This is a genomic window from Actinomadura verrucosospora, assembly GCF_039540335.1.
Taxonomy (GTDB): Bacteria; Actinomycetota; Actinomycetes; order Streptosporangiales; family Streptosporangiaceae; genus Spirillospora; species Spirillospora verrucosospora.
The window spans coordinates 99,462-117,022 of record NZ_BAABEV010000028.1 but is presented as its reverse complement, the minus strand read 5'-3'; the positions used below and the strand labels follow the sequence as shown (position 1 = coordinate 117,022).

Here is a 17,561-nt window from a genome sequence, read left to right as displayed (position 1 = left end):
CCGGCGGCCAGCGCGGCGGCGGGCGGGCCGGACGGCCGGGCCGCCGCGGCGCGCCAGCGGCCGAGGCGGGCGGCCGCCTCGTTGAGGGCGTCCGCGGTCCACTCCCAGTCGGAGCGGTAGTGGTGGGCCAGCAGCGCCGTCCGGATCGCCATCGGGTCGGCTCCGGACTCCCGCAGCTTCGACACGAACACGAGGTTGCCGCGCGACTTGGACATCTTCTCGCCGTCCAGGCCGACCATGCCGGAGTGCACGTAGGCGCGGGCGTGCGGCCGCTCCCCCGTGGCGACCTGCGCGTGCGAGGCGCTCATCTCGTGGTGGGGGAACGCCAGGTCCGAGCCGCCGCCCTCGACGTCGAAGGCCATGCCGAGGTACTCGATGGAGATCGCCGAGCACTCCACGTGCCAGCCGGGGCGCCCCTCCCCGAACGGCGAGTCCCACCCGGGCTCGCCGGGCCGCCGCGCCATCCACAGCAGCGCGTCGAGGGGGTCGCGCTTGCCTGGCCGGTCCGGGTCTCCCCCGCGCTCGGCGAACAGCGGCGCCATCTCCTCCCGCGTGAGCCTGCTGACCCCGCCGAACGCCGGGTCGGAGGCGATCGGGAAGTAGACGTCGCCGTCCACCTCGTAGGCGGCGTCCCGGCCGCGCAGCTTCTCGATCATCTCGATGATCAGCGGGATCGCCTCGACCGCGCCGACGTAGCGGTCGGGCGGCAGGACGCGCAACGCGGTCATGTCGTCGCGGAAGAGCTGGATCTCCCGGTCGGCGAGCTCGCGCCAGTCCTCCCCGGTCTGCTGGGCACGTTCCAGGAGCGGGTCGTCGACGTCGGTGGTGTTCTGGACGTAGTGGACCCGGTGGCCGAGGTCCCGCCACACCCGGTTGACGAGGTCGAAGGCCAGGTAGGTGTTGGCGTGGCCGAGGTGCGTCGCGTCGTAGGGGGTGATCCCGCACACGTACATCCGGGCGGTGTCGCCGGGGGACGTGGGGCGCGTCGTCCCGGTGCCGGTGTCGTGCAGGCTGAGGGGCCGGGTCGCGGCGGGCAGTCCCGCGTCGGAGAGGCTGGGGACTTCGGAGGCGGGCCACGATCGCATACAGAAAGCTTATCCATGCGTACTTCGCGGCATGAATCCGAGATCACGGCTTCCGCCGGGCGCGTCCTCAGCGGTGCCGGACGCGCGGGTCCAGCACCGAGTAGCCGATGTCGACCAGCAGGTTCGCGACGACGACGAACGACGTCACCAGAAGCGTCACCCCGATGACGACCGGGGTGTCGCCGAGCGCGATGGACTGGTAGACCAGCTGCCCCACGCCCTGCAGCCCGAACACCTTCTCGGTGACGATCGTGGAGCCGACCAGCGCGCCGAGGTCGATGCCGAGCTGGGTGACGACGGGGGCCAGCGCCGTCCGCAGCCCGTGCCGGCCGACGACGCGGCGTTCGGGCAGGCCCTTGGCCCGCGCCGTCCGCACGTAGTCCTCGCCGAGCACGTCCAGCATCGCCCCGCGGGTGAGGCGCGTGTAGGTGGCGATCATGAGGAACGCCAGCGCGATCCACGGCAGGACCATCCGGCGCAGGAAGTGCTCCTGCAGCGGGGGTCCCGCCTCGAACAGGTGGGCGGCGCCGCCGCCGAGCCCGGCGGAGAACACGTGCAGCAGCGCGAGCGCCATCACGAACGGCGGGGTGGACAGGCCGACCAGCACGAACACGGTCGCGGCCCGGTCACCGAGGCCGCGCGGCCGCATCGCGCAGAGCACGCCGAGCAGCACGCCGCCGGCGAACCACAGGACGGCCGCGCCCGCCACCAGGCACAGCGTCGTGGGGAGGCGCTGGCCGATCAGGCTGGTGACCGGTACGCCGTTGATGTAGGAGTCGCCGAGGTCGCCGCGCACCAGCCGTCCGGCGAACCGCCAGTACTGGACGAGGACGGGGCGGTCCAGCCCGAGGTTGCGGCGGATCTGGCCGAGGGTGTCGGCGGTGGCGCGCGGCCCGCCGATGACGCGCTCCACCGGGACCGGCGAGACGTGCAGGAACACGAAGACCAGCGTGGCCGCCATCCACAGCACCACGACCGTGTACAGCAGGCGGCGGAGGACGAACCGCGCCACGCGCCTCACCGCCCCCCGGGCGCGCGGTCGCCGCGCGGGTCGAAGGCGTCGCGGATGCCCTCGCCGAGCAGGTTGAACGCCAGCGTCGTCGCCAGCAGCAGGACGCCCGGGACGGCCAGCAGCCACCAGGCCGTCCGGAACACGTCGCCGCCCTCGCCGAGCATCGACCCCCAGCTCGGCATCGGCGGGCGCACCCCGACGCCGAGGAACGACAGCGTCGCCTCGAACACGATCGAGGCCGGGACCAGCAGCGAGGTCAGCACGGTGACGTGCGCGGACAGGTTCGGCAGGACCTCGCCGAACATGATCCGGACGTCGGAGGCGCCGAGGGCGCGGGCCGCCTCGATGAACTCCCGCCGCCTGATCGTGATCACCTGTCCGCGGATGACGCGGGCGACCGCGGCGAACGAGAAGAAGGCGATGATCAGGATCGTCATGCTCAGGCTGGCGGCGACCGAGGTGATCTGGAACGTGGTCGCCAGCACGATGGCCACGAGCAGGTACGGCAGGGCGAGCATCATGTCCATGAGCCGGGCGAGCAGGGCGTCCAGGGCGCCGCCCGCGAACCCCGCGAGGGTTCCGACGGCGGTCCCGGCGGCGGAGGCGAGAAGGGCCGCGAGGATCCCGACGGCCAGGGAGATCCGTGCCCCGTAGGCGGCGCGCACGAGGACGTCGCGGCCGAGCTGGTCGGCGCCGAGCGGGAACCGCGCTCCCGGCCCGCGCGGCTGCCCTCCGGCGTCCAGGCCGGTGCGCGGGAAGGTCGCGTCGTAGGGGTGGCCGGTCAGGTGCGCCCACAGCGGCGCCAGCGCCGCGAACGCCAGGATCAGCGCGAGGACGGCGAGCGCCGCGACCGCGAGCCGGTCGCGGCGGAACCGGGTCCAGGCGAGCTGGCAGGGGGTGCGGCCCTCCACGGGCAGGGCCTCGTCCGGCGCCGCCCTCGGCCTGCGGGTCTCGACCTCGGCGTAACTGCTCATCGCGCCGCCGCGCGTGCCACCGCTGCCATCCGCACTCCCCGTCTGCCGATGACCCTTCGCGGGCGGCTTCGCCCCGACGAAGATCGCATTAGGTAGTCAAACTAGCACCGAGCGTCATGTTCCGCAGCCGGAGCCGGCAAGTGGGCAGGGCGGGTCCCTGTCAGCGCACGCGGCTCCAGGCGTGGGGGTCGCCCGGGACGGCGGAGAAGTCGTACCGGACGCCGGTCCGGCCGAGGGCGACGAGGCTGACGGAGGTCGTGCCCCACACGCGGCCGTCGCCCAGGTCGAGCAGGGGGAGCAGGGCGCGGTGGTCGGCGCGGGGCAGGCCGCCGCCGTCCACCAGCGGCAGCCACGCGCCCCAGGCCCGTTCCACGGTGTCCTCGAGGCGCGGCTCGGGGCGCGGCGCGGCGGCCAGAAGCGGCCGGAAGTGCGCGAGCCGCGCCGCCATGTAGGCGTCCTCGGTCTCGCCCTCCGGCTGGCCCTCCCCCTCCAGCCCGCTGTTGACGATCATGTGCAGGCCGGGTCCGAGCCCGCGCTCGGTCAGGGCCGCGCCGTCCCAGCTCCACAGCCGCACCCGGTCGGGTTCGGCCCCGACGAGGTGGAACGGGTCGAACGCGGCGAGGTCCGGCCCGCCGAGCTTGCCGTCGGCGGCGACCCGCAGCGGCAGCTCCCCGCGGGAGGCGCGGCCCGCCTCGGGCGCCATGGCGCCGCGGCCGTTCAGCACGACGGCGGCCCGCGGCGCGCCGGGGTCCACCGCCAGCCAGGTGCCGCCCGCGCGCAGGTCGCGGCCGCCGACGAGGCCGGGGCGGTCCGGCCAGTGCCGGGCGGGCGGCTCCCACGCGCGCGCGGTGAACTCGTCGCGCACGCCCACGAGGAGCACCGGAACCGGGGAGGACGGGTCGACACTGATGATCGCCGTACACATGCCCCAATTGGAGCATTCCACCGGTGCGCCGATCCCGGCGGGGGCGGGCTACAGCGGCGGCCAGGGGATGGCGGGCCAGTCCTCGGGCGGGTAGGGGTGGATGCGGTGCTTGAGCATCAGCTCGACGCGGCGCCGGGTGGCGTCGACCTCCTCGGCGGTGAGCAGCTCGGCGAGCCGCGCGCCGAGGGCGCCGCCGCGCAGCCCCGCGTCGACCCGGCCGAGCGCCTCGACGGCCTCCGGGGTCAGGGGCTTGCCGCGCCACTGCCACAGCACGGTGCGCAGCTTGTACTCGACGGAGAAGCAGACGCCGTGGTCGCAGCCGTACACGTGGCCGTCGCCGGGCGGCAGCAGGTGGCCGATCTTGCGGTCGGCGTTGTTGACGACGGCGTCGAAGACGGCCATCCGGCGGACGGCCTCGTCGTCGGAGCGCGACAGGCCGACGAGGTCGACACCGGGGTCGGGCTCCACCCACAGCTGCACCATCCCGGGCCCGTAGGGGCCGTCGCGGTGGACGGTGGGCGGGACGGTGTTCCAGCCCATCGCCTTGGAGACCTCGTAGGCGGCGACCTCCCGCTCGGCGAGGGTCCCGTCGGGGAAGTCCCACAGGGGCCGCTCCCCCGCGACCGGCTTGTAGACGCAGTTGGCCGAGACCCCGTCGTGCTCGATCGCGCAGTAGAGGGTGGCGTTGGACGCCTGGACTAGCCGGCCCTCCACGGCGAGGCGGCCGGCGGACAGCAGCCGTTCGGCGGCGGCCGCGTCGCGCGGGGACACCGCGCGCCCGGCCTCGCCCGGCCCGCCTGCGTCGCCGGCGGGCGCCCGGCCCCGGGAGGACTGCGTCATGCGTTCATTCTCCCGGCCACGTCGTCCATGATCCAGCACAGCGGGGTGTCATCTCAGCCGAGGTATCCGTTCTGGCGGGGGCAGACGTGCCCCTCGCTGTCGAGCGGCAGGCCGCACAGCGGGCACGGCGGGCGTCCCGCCGCGACCACCTTCAGGGCGCGCTCGGCGAACGCGCGGGCCTGCGCCGCGCTGATCCGAACCCGCAGCACCGCGACGGCGGGGTCGTCCTCGCCGACCTCGGGCTCCTCGTCGGACTCGGTGACCTCCTGCGCCTCGATGACCACCTGCTCGCCGTCGGGGTCCCAGGCCAGCGCCATCGTGCCGACCTTGAACTCCTCCTCGACGGGCTGGTCGAGGGGACCGTCGTCCTTGAGCTCGGAGGGGGCGACCGGGGGCACGTCGGCGTCCCCGCCGCTGCGCCGCAGGACCTCGTCCAGCAGCTCCTCCAGCCGCTCGGCCAGCAGCGTCACCTGGAACTTCTCCAGGCCGACGCTGGTGACGCGGCGGCCGGAGCGCGCCTGCAGGTAGAACGCGCGGTCGCCGGGGCGCCCGACGGCGCCGGCGACGAAGCGCTCCGGCGGATCGTAGGAGATGACGGGCATGACAACGACCCTACGCGCCGCCGCCCACGACCGCGTCACTCGACCCGAGTCCGTCTTTCCCGGAACGTTCCTCCGGCGGTTCCGGGATCAGCCCGGCGACGTCGCCTCCGGTGTCGTTGAGCCGGACGACGAACGGGCGCGTCTCGGTGTAGCGGATCACGGTGAGCGACGCCGGGTCGGCCTGGATGCGCTGGAACTGGTCCAGGTGCAGGCCGAGGGCGTCGGCGACGATCGACTTGATGATGTCGCCGTGGCTGCACACGGCGTAGAGCGCGTCCGGCCCCCGGGCGGCGGCGATCCGCTCGTTCCAGTCGCGGACGGCGGTGACGGCGCGGTGCTGGGCGTCCGCCAGCGCCTCCCCCGCCTCGCCGGGGAACCGCGCGGCGCTCGGATGGGCCTGCACGACGCGCCAGAGCGGCTCCTCGGCCAGCTCCTTGAGGGGACGGCCCGTCCAGTCGCCGTAGCGGACCTCGCCGAACCGGTCGTCGGTCTCGACCTTCTCGACCTTCTCGGCGCGCCCCGCGGCCACGGCCTCGGCGGTCTCGACGCAGCGTTCCAGCGGGCTGGACACGACGGCGGCGAGCGGCAGGGGCGCCAGGCGGGCGGCGAGCGCCGCCGCCTGCGCGCGGCCGCGCTCGTCCAGGCGCACTCCGGGCGTCCATCCGGCCAGCACGGGGCCGGTCATAGCGGTCAGGCCATGCCGAACCAGCAGAAGCGTCGTCACACCGGCCACTCTAGGAGATCATTCGGACGTCCCGACGCCCCGGATGCGCGACAATGCGTGGTGTGATCGTCGACAAGGCCATCTACGCCGGCGGGAAGCGCCGCGACATCGAGGGCGACATCAGCGACGCCTTCGACCTCGCCCGCGAGGACGGCGAGTGCTTCCTGTGGATCGGCCTCTTCGAGCCCGACGAGGACGAGTTCGAGCTGGTCAAGGACGAGCTGAACCTGCACCCGCTGGCGGCCGAGGACGCGGTCTCCGCGCACCAGCGGCCCAAGATGGAGCGCTACGACGACACGCTGTTCGTGGTGCTGAAGACGCTCGCCTACGTCGACAAGACCTCCGACATCGAGGTCGGCGAGATCATGGTCTTCCTCGGCCGCGACTTCGTGGTGACCGTCCGGCACGGCGCCGGGAACCCGCTCGGGCCGGTCCGCAAGCGGCTGGAGGACAACCCGGAGCTGCTCGGCCACGGCGCCACCGCCGTCCTGTACGCCGTGTGCGACGAGGTCGTCGACCGGTACGGCGTCGTCGCCCACGAGGTCGAGGTCGACATCATCGGGCTGGAGCGGGCCGTGTTCGACCCGAACGCCCGGGACGTCACCGCCGACATCTACTCGCTCAAGCGGGAGGTGCTGGAGTTCCGCGGCGCCGAGGACCCGCTCGTCCCCGTGCTGCAGGAGATCGTGAAGGGCCGGGTCGCCGAGTGCGGCTCCACCCGCGAGTACTTCCGCGACGTCCTGGACCACCTGCTGCGCGTCGACGGGCAGGTCGACGCGCACAACGAGCTGCTCAACAGCGTGCTGACCGCGCACCTGGCGCTGCTCGGCAAGCGGCAGAACGAGGACATGCGCAAGATCTCCGCGTGGGCCGCGATCATCGCCGTGCCCACCGCGATCGCCGGGATCTACGGCATGAACTTCGACCACATGCCCGAGCTGCACTGGACCATCGGCTACCCGCTGGTCATCGTGGTGATGGCCGTCTTGTGCGTGCTGCTGTTCCGCCGCCTGCGCAAGAGCGGCTGGCTCTAGGCGCCGGAGTCGTGAGGGGACGCGGGCGCGGCGAGGAGCACCGCCCACAGGTGCGACTCGGCGTCCTGCGACTCCAGGCGGCGGCGGATCCGCTCCACGCCGGAGCGCGTGGGCAGCGCCAGCCAGACCAGCAGCGGGTAGCCGATGACGAACCCCGCGACGAAGACCAGCTCGCTGTGGGCGACCATCGCCAGCGGGAGTCCCAGCAGGATCACGCCCTCGGCGAGCGCGAACCGCAGCAGGACGGCCTGCCGGAACATCATCAGCGCGGTCCGCGCCGCCGCGGCCGGGTCGGCGCCCGGCGCCATCGGGCGCGGAGCGCGGGGCCCGGCGAGCAGGGCCGGCAGCGCGGCGGCCGCGAGCGGCAGGTAGATCCACGACGGCCCGTCTCCGGGGCCGCCCTCGACGATCAGCGGCACGATCGCCAGGATCAGGACGGGGGCGGCCAGCAGCGCCAGCATCATCAGGCGCATCCGGCCGAGCTCGGTGCCGCCTCGCAGCGAGGCGAGGTAGCCGGGGTCGTCGCCGGGGCCGGCGCCGAACACCGGCGCCACGTCCGGCCCGCCGTCGCCCTCCGGCGTCTTCGGCGAGTACATCGAGAACGGGGGTGGCGCCATGGCTGCGAACTCTAACCCGGCGGTGCCCCGCCGCAATAGATCCTCACCAGGATCTTCGCGCCGCGGACCCGCCCGGCCGGGGCGGCCGCTCGCTTTCCGCGCCGCTCGCCCGGACCGCTAGATTGGCCGCCTATGAAGGAGCGTCACCTCGGGCGGAGCGGGCTGCTGGTGTCCCGGCTGGGACTCGGCACCATGACCTGGGGCCAGGACACCGCCCCGGACGAGGCGGCCGCGCAGCTCATCGCCTTCGTCGAGGCCGGGGGCACCCTGGTCGACACCGCCGACGTCTACAGCGACGGCGACAGCGAGCGCATCCTCGGCCACCTGCTGCGCGAGCTGGTCGACCGCGACGACCTCGTCGTCGCGACCAAGGCCGCGATCCGGCCGAACGGGCGCTACGACGCCTCGCGCCGGCACCTGCTGCACGCCCTCGACGCCTCCCTCGACCGCATGGACCTCGACCACGTCGACCTGTGGCAGCTGCACGTCTACGACCCGGGCACGCCGCTGGAGGAGACGCTCTCGGCGCTGGACGAGGCGGTCTCCTCGGGCCGGGCCCGGTACGTCGGCGTCTCCAACTACGCGGGCTGGCAGGTCGCCAAGGCCGCCGCCTGGCAGCGGGCCTGGCCGGGCCGCGCGCCGGTCGTGTCGGCGCAGCTGGAGTACTCGCTGCTGCGCCGCGACATCGAGCGGGAGGTCGTGCCCGCCGCGCTGGACGCCGGGGCGGGGCTGCTGCCGTGGTCGCCGCTCGGCCGCGGCGTCCTCACCGGCAAGTACCGCACCGGCATCCCCGCCGGGTCGCGCGCCGCCGCGCCGCACTTCGCCGACTTCGTCCAGCCCTACCTGGACGAGGAGTGCGCCCGCATCGTGGAGTCGGTGGTGACCGCCGCCGAGGGCCTCGGGTGCTCCCCGCTCGCCGTGGCGCTGGCGTGGGTCCGCGACCGCGAGGGCGTCGCCGCGCCGATCGTCGGCGCGCGGACCGCGGCGCAGCTCGGCGCGATCCTGGAGAGCGAGGAGGTCACCCTGCCGCACGAGATCCGCAGCGCGCTGGACGACGTCTCCGATCTCTCCGACGCCGCCTCCCACCCGTGATCTGTCCTCCCCCCGTGATTCGTCCGTGAACCCCGGGGCCGTCCGTGGCACGCTCTGGACGGTCCACCGCCAACCGAGATCAGCCGTGACGGGAAGCCCGTGACCGACACCCCTGACCAGTCCGCCGCCCCCTCCGCCGCCGAGCGCAAGGCGCGCGCCGAGGCCGCCATGCGCGCGGCCGAGGCCGCCGCCGGAGCGCTCGACGGGCGGGACTCCCCCGCGCCCGCGCCCGCGCTCGCGCCGCCGCCGCCGCCCGCCGCCGGCCCGGAGGAGGACCTGCGCGCCCTCGGCGGGCTGTTCGCCGAGACTGGCGTGCCCGCCGCGCTCGCCTCCCGCGCCGCGGCGCGGCTGGGGCCGGGCGCCGCCGGACGGCTGCGCGAGGACCCGTGGCGCCTGCTGAGCGTCCCCGGCGTCCGGCCCGGCCAGGCCGACCATTTCGCCCGCGCCCTGCTCGGCGAGGACGCCCGCCCGGACGATCCCCGCCGCGGCGGGGCCCTCGTCCTGCACCTGCTGACGGAGGCGGCCCGCCAGGGCCACACGGTCACGCCCGCCGCCGACGTGCTGACCGCGCTGGAGCGCCTGCGCTTCCCCGACCCGCGGCGCGCCGTCGACGCGGCGCTGGACGAGGCGGAGGTCCTGGCGCTGACCGAGGAGCCGGAGTTCGACGAGGAGGCGTTCGAGGAGGGCGCCGAGCCGCCGGAGCCGGAGGAGACGCTCGGCCCGGCGCGGTGGGCGCTCGCGGAGGAGGCGGCGGCCGAGGGGTTCCAGCGCCTGACGCTGACCGCCGCGCCGCTGCTTGACGACGCGGCCCTGAAGGGCCTGCGCGACGGGCTCCCCGAGGACCGCTCCCTGGCCCTCACCGCCGCGCTGCGCACCGGCGTCAGCATCCTGTCCGGCGCGGCGGACGGCCTCGCCCGCACGATCGCCGGGATCGCCTCCGCCGCGGTCTCGCAGGGCCTGCGGACGGCCGTGGCGGCACCCACCGACCGCGCCGCCGCCGATCTCGCGGCCGCCTTCCCCGCCGGCGCGGCGGAGGGCGTCGCGGTCACCAGCCTGCACCGGCTGCTGGAGCCGCGCGAGGACCCCTCGGCCGCGCCCGGGGCCGTCGTCTACGGGCGCGGCGAGCAGCGGCCCTTCGATCTCGACCTGCTCGTCGTGGCGGACGGCGCGGCGCTCGACGTCGAGCTGTGCGCGGTGCTGGCCGAGGCGTGCCCCGACGGCGCCCACCTCGTGCTGTGCCGCGAGCCCGGCGCCCCGCCGCCCGCCGGGCCCGGCCGTCCGCTGGACGATCTGGAGGCGTCGGAGACCGTGCCCGTCGTGGCGCTGGACGCGGAGCCGCCGTCCGGCCCGCTCGGCGTCCTGACCGAGGCGGTGCGCGGCGGCGAGCTGACCGCCGTGGACGCCCCGGGCCGCGAGGTGGTCATCGTGCCCGCCGAGGACGCCGGCGAGGCGGTGCACCGGGCCGTCCAGCTCGTCACCGACTCGATCCCCCGCGCCCTCGGCATCCCCGTCGAGGACGTCCAGGTCGTCGCCCCGGCGGCGGGCGGGGACGCGGGCGCGGGCGCCCTGAACGCCGCGCTCAAGGCCCGGCTGAACCCCGGCCCCGGCGCGTTCGGCGGTTTGGACCCCGGCGACCGCGTGGTCGTGGCGGCGCCGCTCCCGCAGGCGCCGCTCGGCGAGACGGGCGTGGTGACCGGCGGCGGCCCGCACGGGCTGGAGGTCGACTTCCCGGGCGGCGCCGCGGTCGTCGCCCCGGCGGAGGCGTCCCGGCTGCGGCACGGCTGGGCGGTGCCCGTGGCGCTCGCGCGCGGGACGCGGCGGCCCGGCGTGGTGGCGGTCCTGGGCGCGGACGGCCTGTCACGGCCGCTGGTGGCCACCGCGTTCGGCCTCGCGCGCCGCCACCTGTCCGTCGTGCAGGCGGCCGGACCCGCCCTGGCCAGGGCCGTCCGCGAGGAGGACGCGCCCGCGCGGCGCACCAGGCTCGCGAGGCTGGTGGCCCAGTGAGGTACTGATGGGTAAAGAAACCCCCGTGTCGCGGTTTACGGACGACCCCGTATGGGACACGATGTCAACAAGGGACAGGGTCAACAAGGGTCAGGCACGGCATCGGGTGGAGGAGCGACATGCCCCAGCGGCTCAGGCGGCTCGGAACGGCGTCGGCGGCGGTCTCGGCGGGGGCGCTCGTCCTCGTCCTCGCCGCCCCGGCGGCCGAGGCGGCGGCGGAGACGTGCAAGAAGGGCGTCGACCCCGAGAGCACGGTCGAGAACTGGAAGTGCAACCTCGGCAACCTGCGCGAGGCGCTCACCCCGAAGACGCCCGCGCCGACGCCGGCGCCGACCAAGAGCCTGAAGCCCGTCCCTGAGAAGACCACGAAGAAGACCAGGACGCCGGCCAAGGCGCCCGCCAAGGCCCCCCGCAAGGCGCCCTCTGCGCCGAGCGGCGGGAGGGGCGCGGTGCCCGGCCCGGCACCGATGACAGGGCCGGGCGGACTCAAGCCGTACTCCGGGCAGGCGCCCGCCACCGCGGCGGGACTGCCCGGCGTGCTGCCCACCCCTGAGATCGCGGCCGACCCGAACGCCGTCGGCGGGACGGCCGCCATGCCGCAGACCCGCCTCATCTCCCCCGTCGCCGCCACCGGCCAGGACAACGGCCAGATGATGCTGATCGCCGCGGCGGCCGGGGCCGCCGGGGCCGTGGGCGCGCTCAACGTCAGCGTCGCGGGCCGCGCCCTCCGCCGCCGGCGCGGGGCCCGCTGAGAACGGCTCCCTCGGCCGCGCCGGAGTCCGGCGCGGCCGCCGGGGTCACATGGAGGGCGCGCCGATGGAGTGCAGCCCGCCGTCGACGTGGACGATCTCGCCCGTCGTCGCGGGGAACCAGTCCGACAGGAGGGCCGCGCAGGCGCGGGCCGTCGGCTCGCTGTCCTTGATGTCCCAGCCGAGCGGGGCCGCCTTCGGCCACAGCTCCGTCATGCCCTCGAAACCGGGGATGCTCTTGGCCGCCATCGTCGCGAGCGGGCCCGCGGCGACGAGGTTCACCCGGATGCCCTGCGGGCCCAGGTACTTGGCCAGGTAGCGGGCGCACGACTCCAGGCCGGCCTTGGCCACGCCCATCCAGTCGTAGACCGGCCACGCCTTGGTGGCGTCGAAGTCGAGGCCGACGACCGAGCCGCCGTCCTTCATCAGCGGCAGGCACGCCATCGTCAGCGACTTCAGCGAGTACGCGGAGGCGTGCACGGCGGTGGCGACGTCCTCCCAGGGCGTCTCCAGGAAGTTCCCGCCGAGCGCGGTCTGGGGCGCGAAGCCGATCGCGTGGACCACGCCGTCGAGGCGGTCGAAGCCGCTGTCGCGCAGGTTCCCGGCGAGGGCGCCCAGCTGGTCGGCGTCGGTCACGTCGAGTTCCAGCACCGGCGGCGGGTTGTCAGGGCCGGACGGCAGCCGCTTGGCGGTCCGCTGCGTGAGGGTGGGCCGCGGGTAGGCGGTCAGCACCACCTCGGCGCCCTGCTCCTGCGCGATCCGCGCGACGTGGAAGCCGATGGAGGCGTCGGTGAGGACGCCGGTGACCAGGATGCGCTTGCCTTCGAGGATTCCCATGACTGTCAGTGCCCCATTCCCAGGCCGCCGTCGACCGGGATCACGGCCCCGGTGATGTAGGCGGCGTCCTCACTGGCGACGAACCGGACGGCCTTGGCGATCTCCTCCGGCTTCGCGATGCGGCCGAGCGGCACCGCGGCGGTGATGGCCTTCTGCTGGTCCTCCGTCAGCACCGCCGTCATGTCGGTGTCGACGAACCCGGGCGCCACCACGTTGACCGTGATGCCCCGGGACCCGAGCTCGCGGGCGAGCGAGCGCGCGAACCCGACCATGCCGGCCTTGGACGCGGCGTAGTTGGACTGCCCCGGCGAGCCCAGCAGCCCCACGACCGAGGAGACCAGCACGATCCGGCCCGCGCGCTTGCGCATCATGCCCTTGACCGCGCGCTTGGCCACCCGGAACGACCCGGTCAGGTTGGTGTCGAGGACCGAGGTGAACGACTCCTCGCTCATGATCGCCAGAAGCGTGTCCTTGGTGATCCCCGCGTTGGCGACGACCACCTCGACGGGCCCCTGCTCCGCCTCCACCTTGCTGAAGGCCGCGTCGACGTCCTCGGCGCTCGTCACGTCGCACCGGACGCCGAACAGCCCCTCGGGCGGCTCTCCGGACCGGTAGGTGACCGCGACCGCGTCGCCCGCCGCGGCCAGCTCGCGGGCGATGGCGAGGCCGATGCCCCGGTTACCGCCGGTCACGAGGACAGAGCGACTCATCAGGACCCTCTCGTTGTACTGCTCGTTGGCTGCTGCACGACATTAGCGGCCCGTGCGGCCGCTGCGGATGTGCCGAACCGACAAGATCCGCTCACCTCCCTTTGTTCGCGCGGCGCGCGGGCCCCCGGCGGGACGGGCGCGGACGGTAGGTTGCGGAGGGTGCATGACATCGATCCCGCCTTCACCGCGCTGCCGCTTCGCGCGCTGGCCGACGCGGCGCTGTCCCGCGCCAGGGAGCTGGGCGCGCAGCACGCCGACTTCCGCCTGGAGCGCATCCGCAGCCAGACCCTCCGGCTCCACGACGCCGCCCTGGAGACCGCCCTGGACGCCGACGACGTCGGGCTGTCGGTCCGGGTCGTCAAGGACGGCACCTGGGGCTTCGCCGCCGGCATCGACCTGACGCCCGACGGCGCCGCCCGCGTCGCCGCGCAGGCCGTGGAGGTCGCCGCCGTCGCCAGGGCCGTCAACCGCGAGCCCATCGAGCTGGCGCCCGAGCCCGTCCACGGGGAGCGCACCTGGGTCTCGGCCTACGAGACCGACCCCTTCGAGGTGCCGACCGCCGACAAGGTCGCGCTGCTGGCGGGCTGGAGCCGCCTGCTGCTCGGCGACGACCGCGTCGACCACGTCGACGCGACCCTGCTGCAGGTCAAGGAGAACAAGTTCTTCGCCGACCTCGCCGGCACGGTCACCACCCAGCAGCGCGTCCGGCTGCATCCCGTCGTCAACGCCGTGGGCATCGCCGGCGGCCTGTTCGACACGATGCGCACGCTGGCGCCGCCCGCCGGTTACGGATGGGAGTGGCTGTCGGGCGAGCACTGGGACTGGGACGGGGAGCTCGCCCGCATCCCCGAACTGCTCGCCGAGAAGCTCGCCGCGCCGTCGGTGGAGCCGGGGGTGTACGACGTCGTCGTCGATCCGTCCAACCTGTGGCTGACGATCCACGAGTCGATCGGGCACGCCACCGAGCTGGACCGGGCGCTCGGCTACGAGGCCGCCTACGCGGGCACCTCGTTCGCCACCCCCGACAAGCTCGGGACGCTGCGGTACGGCTCCGAAATCATGAACGTCACCGGGGACCGGACCACCGAGCACGGGCTGGCCACCATCGGCTACGACGACGAGGGCGTGCAGGCCCAGTCGTTCGACATCGTCTCCGGGGGCCTGTTCACCGGCTACCAGACCGACCGCCGCATCGCCCGCCTCACCGGCGCCGAGCGCTCCAACGGCTGCGCCTTCGCCGACGCCGCGTCCAGCATGCCGATCCAGCGGATGGCGAACGTCTCGCTCAAGCCCGCCGAGGGCGGCCCGTCCACCGAGGAGCTGATCTCCGGGGTCGAGCGCGGCATCTACATCCTCGGCGACAAGAGCTGGTCGATCGACATGCAGCGCTACAACTTCCAGTTCACCGGGCAGCGGTTCTTCCGCATCGAGAACGGCCGCCTCGCCGGGCAGCTCCGCGACGTCGCCTACCAGGCGACCACCACCGACTTCTGGAACTCGATGGAGGCCGTCGGCGGGCCGCAGACCTACGTGCTCGGCGGCGCGTTCAACTGCGGCAAGGGCCAGCCGGGGCAGGTCGCGCCGGTCAGCCACGGCTGCCCGTCGGCGCTGTTCCGGGGCGTCAACATCCTCAACGCGCTGAAGGAGGCCGGCCAGTGAGCACGATCAGGCCGCAGGAGGCCGTCGAGCGGGCCCTGTCGCTGTCGCGCGCCGACGACTGCGTCGTCATCGCCGACGAGGCGAGCACCGCGAACCTGCGGTGGGCGGGCAACACCCTGACCACCAACGGCGTGACCCGCTCCAGCCGCCTCACCGTCATCGCGCTGCGGAACACGGCGGACGGCGTGGCGGCGGGCGTGGTGTCGCGGTCGGCCGTCGGCGCCGACGGCATCGAGGACCTGGTGCGCGCCGCCGAGGCCGACGCCGCCGGCAACGAGGCCGCCGAGGACGCCCGGCCGCTGGTCTCCGAGGGGCCGCCCTCCGGCGCGGCCGGATGGGACGACGAGCCCGCCGAGACCGGGATCGGGGTGTTCGAGGGCTTCGCTCCCGCGCTGGGCGAGGCGTTCGCAGCCGCGCAGGCCGGCGACCGGCGCCTGTACGGGTTCGCCAACCACGTCCTCACCTCGACGTTCCTCGGCTCCTCGGCGGGGCTGCGGCTGCGCCACGACCAGCCCACGGGGCTGCTGGAGCTGAACGCCAAGGGCGCGGGCGGCTCGGCGTGGGCGGGCGTGGGCACCCGCGACTTCACCGACGTCGACGTCGCCGGCCTCACCGGCGGGCTCGCCCGGCGGCTGGAGTGGGGCGAGCGGCGCGTGGACCTGCCGGCCGGCCGGTACGAGACGATCCTGCCGCCGTCCGCCGTCGCCGACCTGATGATCTACCTGTACTGGTCGGCGGGCGCCCAGGACGCGCAGGACGGCCGGACGGTGTTCAGCGCCCCCGGCGGCGGCACCCGCGTCGGGGAGCGGCTCAGCGACCTGCCGGTCACCCTGTCCAGCGACCCGGCCGCGCCGGGCATGCAGTGCGCCCCGTTCGTCATCGCGCACGCCTCCAGCCGCGAGTCCTCGGTGTTCGACAACGGGCTCGCGCTCGGCCCCACCGACTGGATCCGCGAGGGCGCCCTCGCGTCCCTCGCCCAGACCCGGCACTCCGCCGAGCGCACCGGCCTGCCGCTCACCCCCGCCGTCGACAACCTGTCGATGAGGGGTCCGGACGGCGGCGCGTCCCTGGAGGAGATGATCGCCCGCACCGAGCGCGGGCTGCTGCTGACGTGCCTGTGGTACATCCGGGAGGTCGACACGCAGAGCCTGCTGCTGACCGGCCTCACCCGCGACGGCGTCTACCTCGTCGAGGACGGCGAGGTCGTCGGGGCCGTGAACAACTTCCGGTTCAACGAGAGCCCGGTCGACCTGCTATCGCGGATCTCCGAGGTCGGCGAGACGGGGCCGACGCTGCCGCGCGAGTGGTCGGACTACTTCACCCGCACCGCCATGCCGGCGATCCGGGTCCCCGACTTCCACATGTCGACGGTGAGCCAGGCCACCTGAGCCGCCGCGGCCGGGGACGGCGCGAGGGCGTCGCCGGGGCCGGGCCGGTCCCGGCGCCGGCGCCCCCGCGCCGCCCGGCGCGGCGGGCCGGACGGCGGGGCGGCCCCGGCGCCGGGCCCGGCGCGCGTCAGGCGTCCTCCAGGCGGAAGCCGACCTTCATGGTGACCTGGAAGTGGCCCACCTCGCCGTCCTCGATATGGCCGCGGACCTCGGTCACCTCGAACCAGTCGAGGTGCCGCAGGGTCTGCGAGGCGCGCCGGACGCCGTTGCGTATCGCGGCCTCGACGGACTCCGGCGAGGTCCCCACGATCTCGGTCACGCGGTACGTGCGATCGGTCATCGACTCCTCCAGATGTTTTGCCCGGTGCCGCCGGTGCGGGTCGGCCTCCATGGGCTTACCGTGGAATGGTGAAGGTCAATCACCGCCACCACCGCGAGCCGGCGGTCTACACGGTCACCGACGCTCCCCGCCCCATGTCGGAGGACATCGGCCACCGCCAGCGCCGGTACCTGATGTCCATGGGCGTCCGCACGATCTGCTTCGTGGGGGCGGTGGTGGCCGCCGTGGCGGGCGCGCCGTGGTGGCTCGCGCTGCTCATGGTGGTCGGCGCCGCGGTGCTCCCCTACGTCGCCGTGATCTTCGCGAACGGGGGTCGCGAACCGACCGCCCGGGCGGCCTTCGACGACCGTCACCGCCGGGAACAGAAGCCGGTTTCCGGACAGCGACCAGAAATCCGGTCGTGACATTCTCTTGACTAACCGCGGGGGGTTTCGGTGTACGATTTGTACCGGCGCTCTGGTCCCCCGTCGGAGCGCCCGTGCCGGTGTTCCGGGCCCCCGTCGGAACACCGATGATGCGGCGCCGGGTGGATTGCCCCCGTATCCACCCGGCGCCGCTTTTATTTGCCCGGGAATCCTGTTGACGCCTCCCATGCTCACGGATGACCTCCCTCGCACCTTCGCTTGACCGACCTGTCCGGGCCGGGCACATCCTCGCGAGAACGCAAGCCCTCCGCGCTGTCCTGGTCCGGCCATGCCCCCAAAACTGGTCATTTCACATCCTTTCGCGCCCGGAATCGCGGGGCCCGGGCGCTGCCGCGCGGGCCCCTTCGCCAGGGCGGCCGGGCGCGGGCCGATCCTTCCCGCCGCCCGCCGCGTACTGCGGAGCGGCGCCCCCTTGACGAAGGCGGCTGTCGAGACGAACATCACAGCTGCCTCGCCTGAGACATATCGACCATGTGTCTCAGTGGCGGGCCGTCCGCCCCCGGGCGCGGCACGGCCCGCAGCCCCGCCCGGGAAACGGAGATCG

Annotated in this window: 18 protein-coding genes; 7 read left to right on the top strand and 11 right to left on the bottom strand. The window is 74.5% G+C overall.

Features of this window, described 5'->3' with window-relative positions; genetic code table 11:
* From mshC to ABD944_RS26965, 7 genes are all read right to left on the bottom strand, one after another.
* Window positions 1–1,085 (bottom strand): cysteine--1-D-myo-inosityl 2-amino-2-deoxy-alpha-D-glucopyranoside ligase (gene mshC / locus ABD944_RS26995; protein WP_345181218.1); only part of this gene is annotated, 1,085 nt, incomplete at its 3' end.
* A 67-nt stretch (window positions 1,086–1,152) separates the two neighbouring features.
* Window positions 1,153–2,097: an ABC transporter permease gene (locus tag ABD944_RS26990; protein ID WP_345181216.1), complete on the bottom strand. Its 945-nt coding sequence runs from the start codon at window positions 2,095–2,097 to the stop codon at window positions 1,153–1,155.
* Window positions 2,098–2,102: 5 nt separating this feature from the next.
* Window positions 2,103–3,071 carry an ABC transporter permease gene (locus tag ABD944_RS26985; protein WP_345181214.1) on the bottom strand — a complete coding sequence of 323 codons (969 nt, stop codon included), beginning with the start codon at window positions 3,069–3,071 and terminating at the stop codon, window positions 2,103–2,105.
* 160 nt (window positions 3,072–3,231) lie between these two features.
* Window positions 3,232–3,996 carry an NRDE family protein gene (locus ABD944_RS26980; protein ID WP_345181212.1) on the bottom strand — a complete coding sequence of 255 codons (765 nt, stop codon included), beginning with the start codon at window positions 3,994–3,996 and terminating at the stop codon, window positions 3,232–3,234.
* Window positions 3,997–4,044: 48 nt separating this feature from the next.
* Window positions 4,045–4,836, bottom strand: coding sequence for an SCO1664 family protein (locus ABD944_RS26975; protein WP_345181210.1), 792 nt, complete (start codon window positions 4,834–4,836; stop codon window positions 4,045–4,047).
* Between the two features lie 53 nt (window positions 4,837–4,889).
* Window positions 4,890–5,438, bottom strand: a complete 549-nt coding sequence (locus ABD944_RS26970; RefSeq protein WP_345181208.1) for a DUF3090 domain-containing protein — start codon at window positions 5,436–5,438, stop codon at window positions 4,890–4,892.
* A 10-nt stretch (window positions 5,439–5,448) separates the two neighbouring features.
* Window positions 5,449–6,162, bottom strand: coding sequence for an MSMEG_4193 family putative phosphomutase (locus tag ABD944_RS26965; protein ID WP_345181206.1), 714 nt, complete (start codon window positions 6,160–6,162; stop codon window positions 5,449–5,451).
* Between the two features lie 62 nt (window positions 6,163–6,224).
* On the opposite strand from ABD944_RS26965, the gene corA reads away from it, so the two are divergent.
* Entirely contained in the window at window positions 6,225–7,196 is a 972-nt protein-coding gene (gene corA, locus ABD944_RS26960) for a magnesium/cobalt transporter CorA (RefSeq protein WP_345181204.1), read from the top strand.
* Here the strand turns inward: corA and ABD944_RS26955 are convergent.
* Window positions 7,193–7,813: a hypothetical protein gene (locus ABD944_RS26955; protein ID WP_345181202.1), complete on the bottom strand. Its 621-nt coding sequence runs from the start codon at window positions 7,811–7,813 to the stop codon at window positions 7,193–7,195. The genes corA and ABD944_RS26955 overlap by 4 nt on opposite strands.
* Before the next feature lie 132 nt (window positions 7,814–7,945).
* Between ABD944_RS26955 and ABD944_RS26950 the strand changes: the two genes are divergently transcribed.
* From ABD944_RS26950 to ABD944_RS26940, 3 genes are all read left to right on the top strand, one after another.
* Window positions 7,946–8,905, top strand: coding sequence for an aldo/keto reductase (locus ABD944_RS26950; protein WP_345181200.1), 960 nt, complete (start codon window positions 7,946–7,948; stop codon window positions 8,903–8,905).
* A gap of 99 nt (window positions 8,906–9,004) precedes the next feature.
* Window positions 9,005–10,909 carry a helix-hairpin-helix domain-containing protein gene (locus tag ABD944_RS26945; protein WP_345181197.1) on the top strand — a complete coding sequence of 635 codons (1,905 nt, stop codon included), beginning with the start codon at window positions 9,005–9,007 and terminating at the stop codon, window positions 10,907–10,909.
* A gap of 119 nt (window positions 10,910–11,028) precedes the next feature.
* Window positions 11,029–11,661 (top strand): hypothetical protein, encoded by a 633-nt coding sequence (locus ABD944_RS26940; RefSeq protein WP_345181195.1) that lies wholly within the window; start codon window positions 11,029–11,031, stop codon window positions 11,659–11,661.
* 45 nt (window positions 11,662–11,706) lie between these two features.
* On the opposite strand, the gene fabI is transcribed toward ABD944_RS26940, so the two are convergent.
* Window positions 11,707–12,495, bottom strand: a complete 789-nt coding sequence (fabI, locus tag ABD944_RS26935; protein WP_345181193.1) for an enoyl-ACP reductase FabI — start codon at window positions 12,493–12,495, stop codon at window positions 11,707–11,709.
* Window positions 12,496–12,500: 5 nt separating this feature from the next.
* The gene (locus ABD944_RS26930) at window positions 12,501–13,205 is read right to left on the bottom strand and encodes a beta-ketoacyl-ACP reductase (RefSeq protein ID WP_345181191.1); all 705 of its coding nucleotides are present in this window, start codon (window positions 13,203–13,205) and stop codon (window positions 12,501–12,503) included.
* Between the two features lie 159 nt (window positions 13,206–13,364).
* Between ABD944_RS26930 and ABD944_RS26925 the strand changes: the two genes are divergently transcribed.
* Window positions 13,365–14,864, top strand: a complete 1,500-nt coding sequence (locus tag ABD944_RS26925) for a TldD/PmbA family protein (protein ID WP_345181189.1) — start codon at window positions 13,365–13,367, stop codon at window positions 14,862–14,864.
* 5 nt (window positions 14,865–14,869) lie between these two features.
* On the top strand, window positions 14,870–16,252 hold the full coding sequence (locus tag ABD944_RS26920; RefSeq protein WP_345181236.1) for a metallopeptidase TldD-related protein: 1,383 nt from the start codon (window positions 14,870–14,872) through the stop codon (window positions 16,250–16,252).
* 127 nt (window positions 16,253–16,379) lie between these two features.
* On the opposite strand, the gene ABD944_RS26915 is transcribed toward ABD944_RS26920, so the two are convergent.
* Window positions 16,380–16,592 carry a dodecin gene (locus tag ABD944_RS26915; protein WP_185024725.1) on the bottom strand — a complete coding sequence of 71 codons (213 nt, stop codon included), beginning with the start codon at window positions 16,590–16,592 and terminating at the stop codon, window positions 16,380–16,382.
* A gap of 68 nt (window positions 16,593–16,660) precedes the next feature.
* Between ABD944_RS26915 and ABD944_RS26910 the strand changes: the two genes are divergently transcribed.
* Window positions 16,661–16,996, top strand: coding sequence for a DUF3099 domain-containing protein (locus tag ABD944_RS26910; RefSeq protein ID WP_345181185.1), 336 nt, complete (start codon window positions 16,661–16,663; stop codon window positions 16,994–16,996).
* Window positions 16,997–17,561 lie beyond the last annotated feature (565 nt).

Coding starts and splice junctions, on each gene's coding strand:
- ABD944_RS26955 (WP_345181202.1), bottom strand. CDS start 7,813: ATGGCGCCACCCCCGTTCTCGATGTACTCGCCGAAGACGCCGGAGGGC.
- ABD944_RS26950 (WP_345181200.1), top strand. CDS start 7,946: ATGAAGGAGCGTCACCTCGGGCGGAGCGGGCTGCTGGTGTCCCGGCTG.
- ABD944_RS26980 (WP_345181212.1), bottom strand. CDS start 3,996: ATGTGTACGGCGATCATCAGTGTCGACCCGTCCTCCCCGGTTCCGGTG.
- ABD944_RS26975 (WP_345181210.1), bottom strand. CDS start 4,836: ATGACGCAGTCCTCCCGGGGCCGGGCGCCCGCCGGCGACGCAGGCGGG.
- ABD944_RS26915 (WP_185024725.1), bottom strand. CDS start 16,592: ATGACCGATCGCACGTACCGCGTGACCGAGATCGTGGGGACCTCGCCG.
- ABD944_RS26970 (WP_345181208.1), bottom strand. CDS start 5,438: ATGCCCGTCATCTCCTACGATCCGCCGGAGCGCTTCGTCGCCGGCGCC.
- ABD944_RS26930 (WP_345181191.1), bottom strand. CDS start 13,205: ATGAGTCGCTCTGTCCTCGTGACCGGCGGTAACCGGGGCATCGGCCTC.
- ABD944_RS26985 (WP_345181214.1), bottom strand. CDS start 3,071: ATGAGCAGTTACGCCGAGGTCGAGACCCGCAGGCCGAGGGCGGCGCCG.
- ABD944_RS26940 (WP_345181195.1), top strand. CDS start 11,029: ATGCCCCAGCGGCTCAGGCGGCTCGGAACGGCGTCGGCGGCGGTCTCG.
- fabI (WP_345181193.1), bottom strand. CDS start 12,495: ATGGGAATCCTCGAAGGCAAGCGCATCCTGGTCACCGGCGTCCTCACC.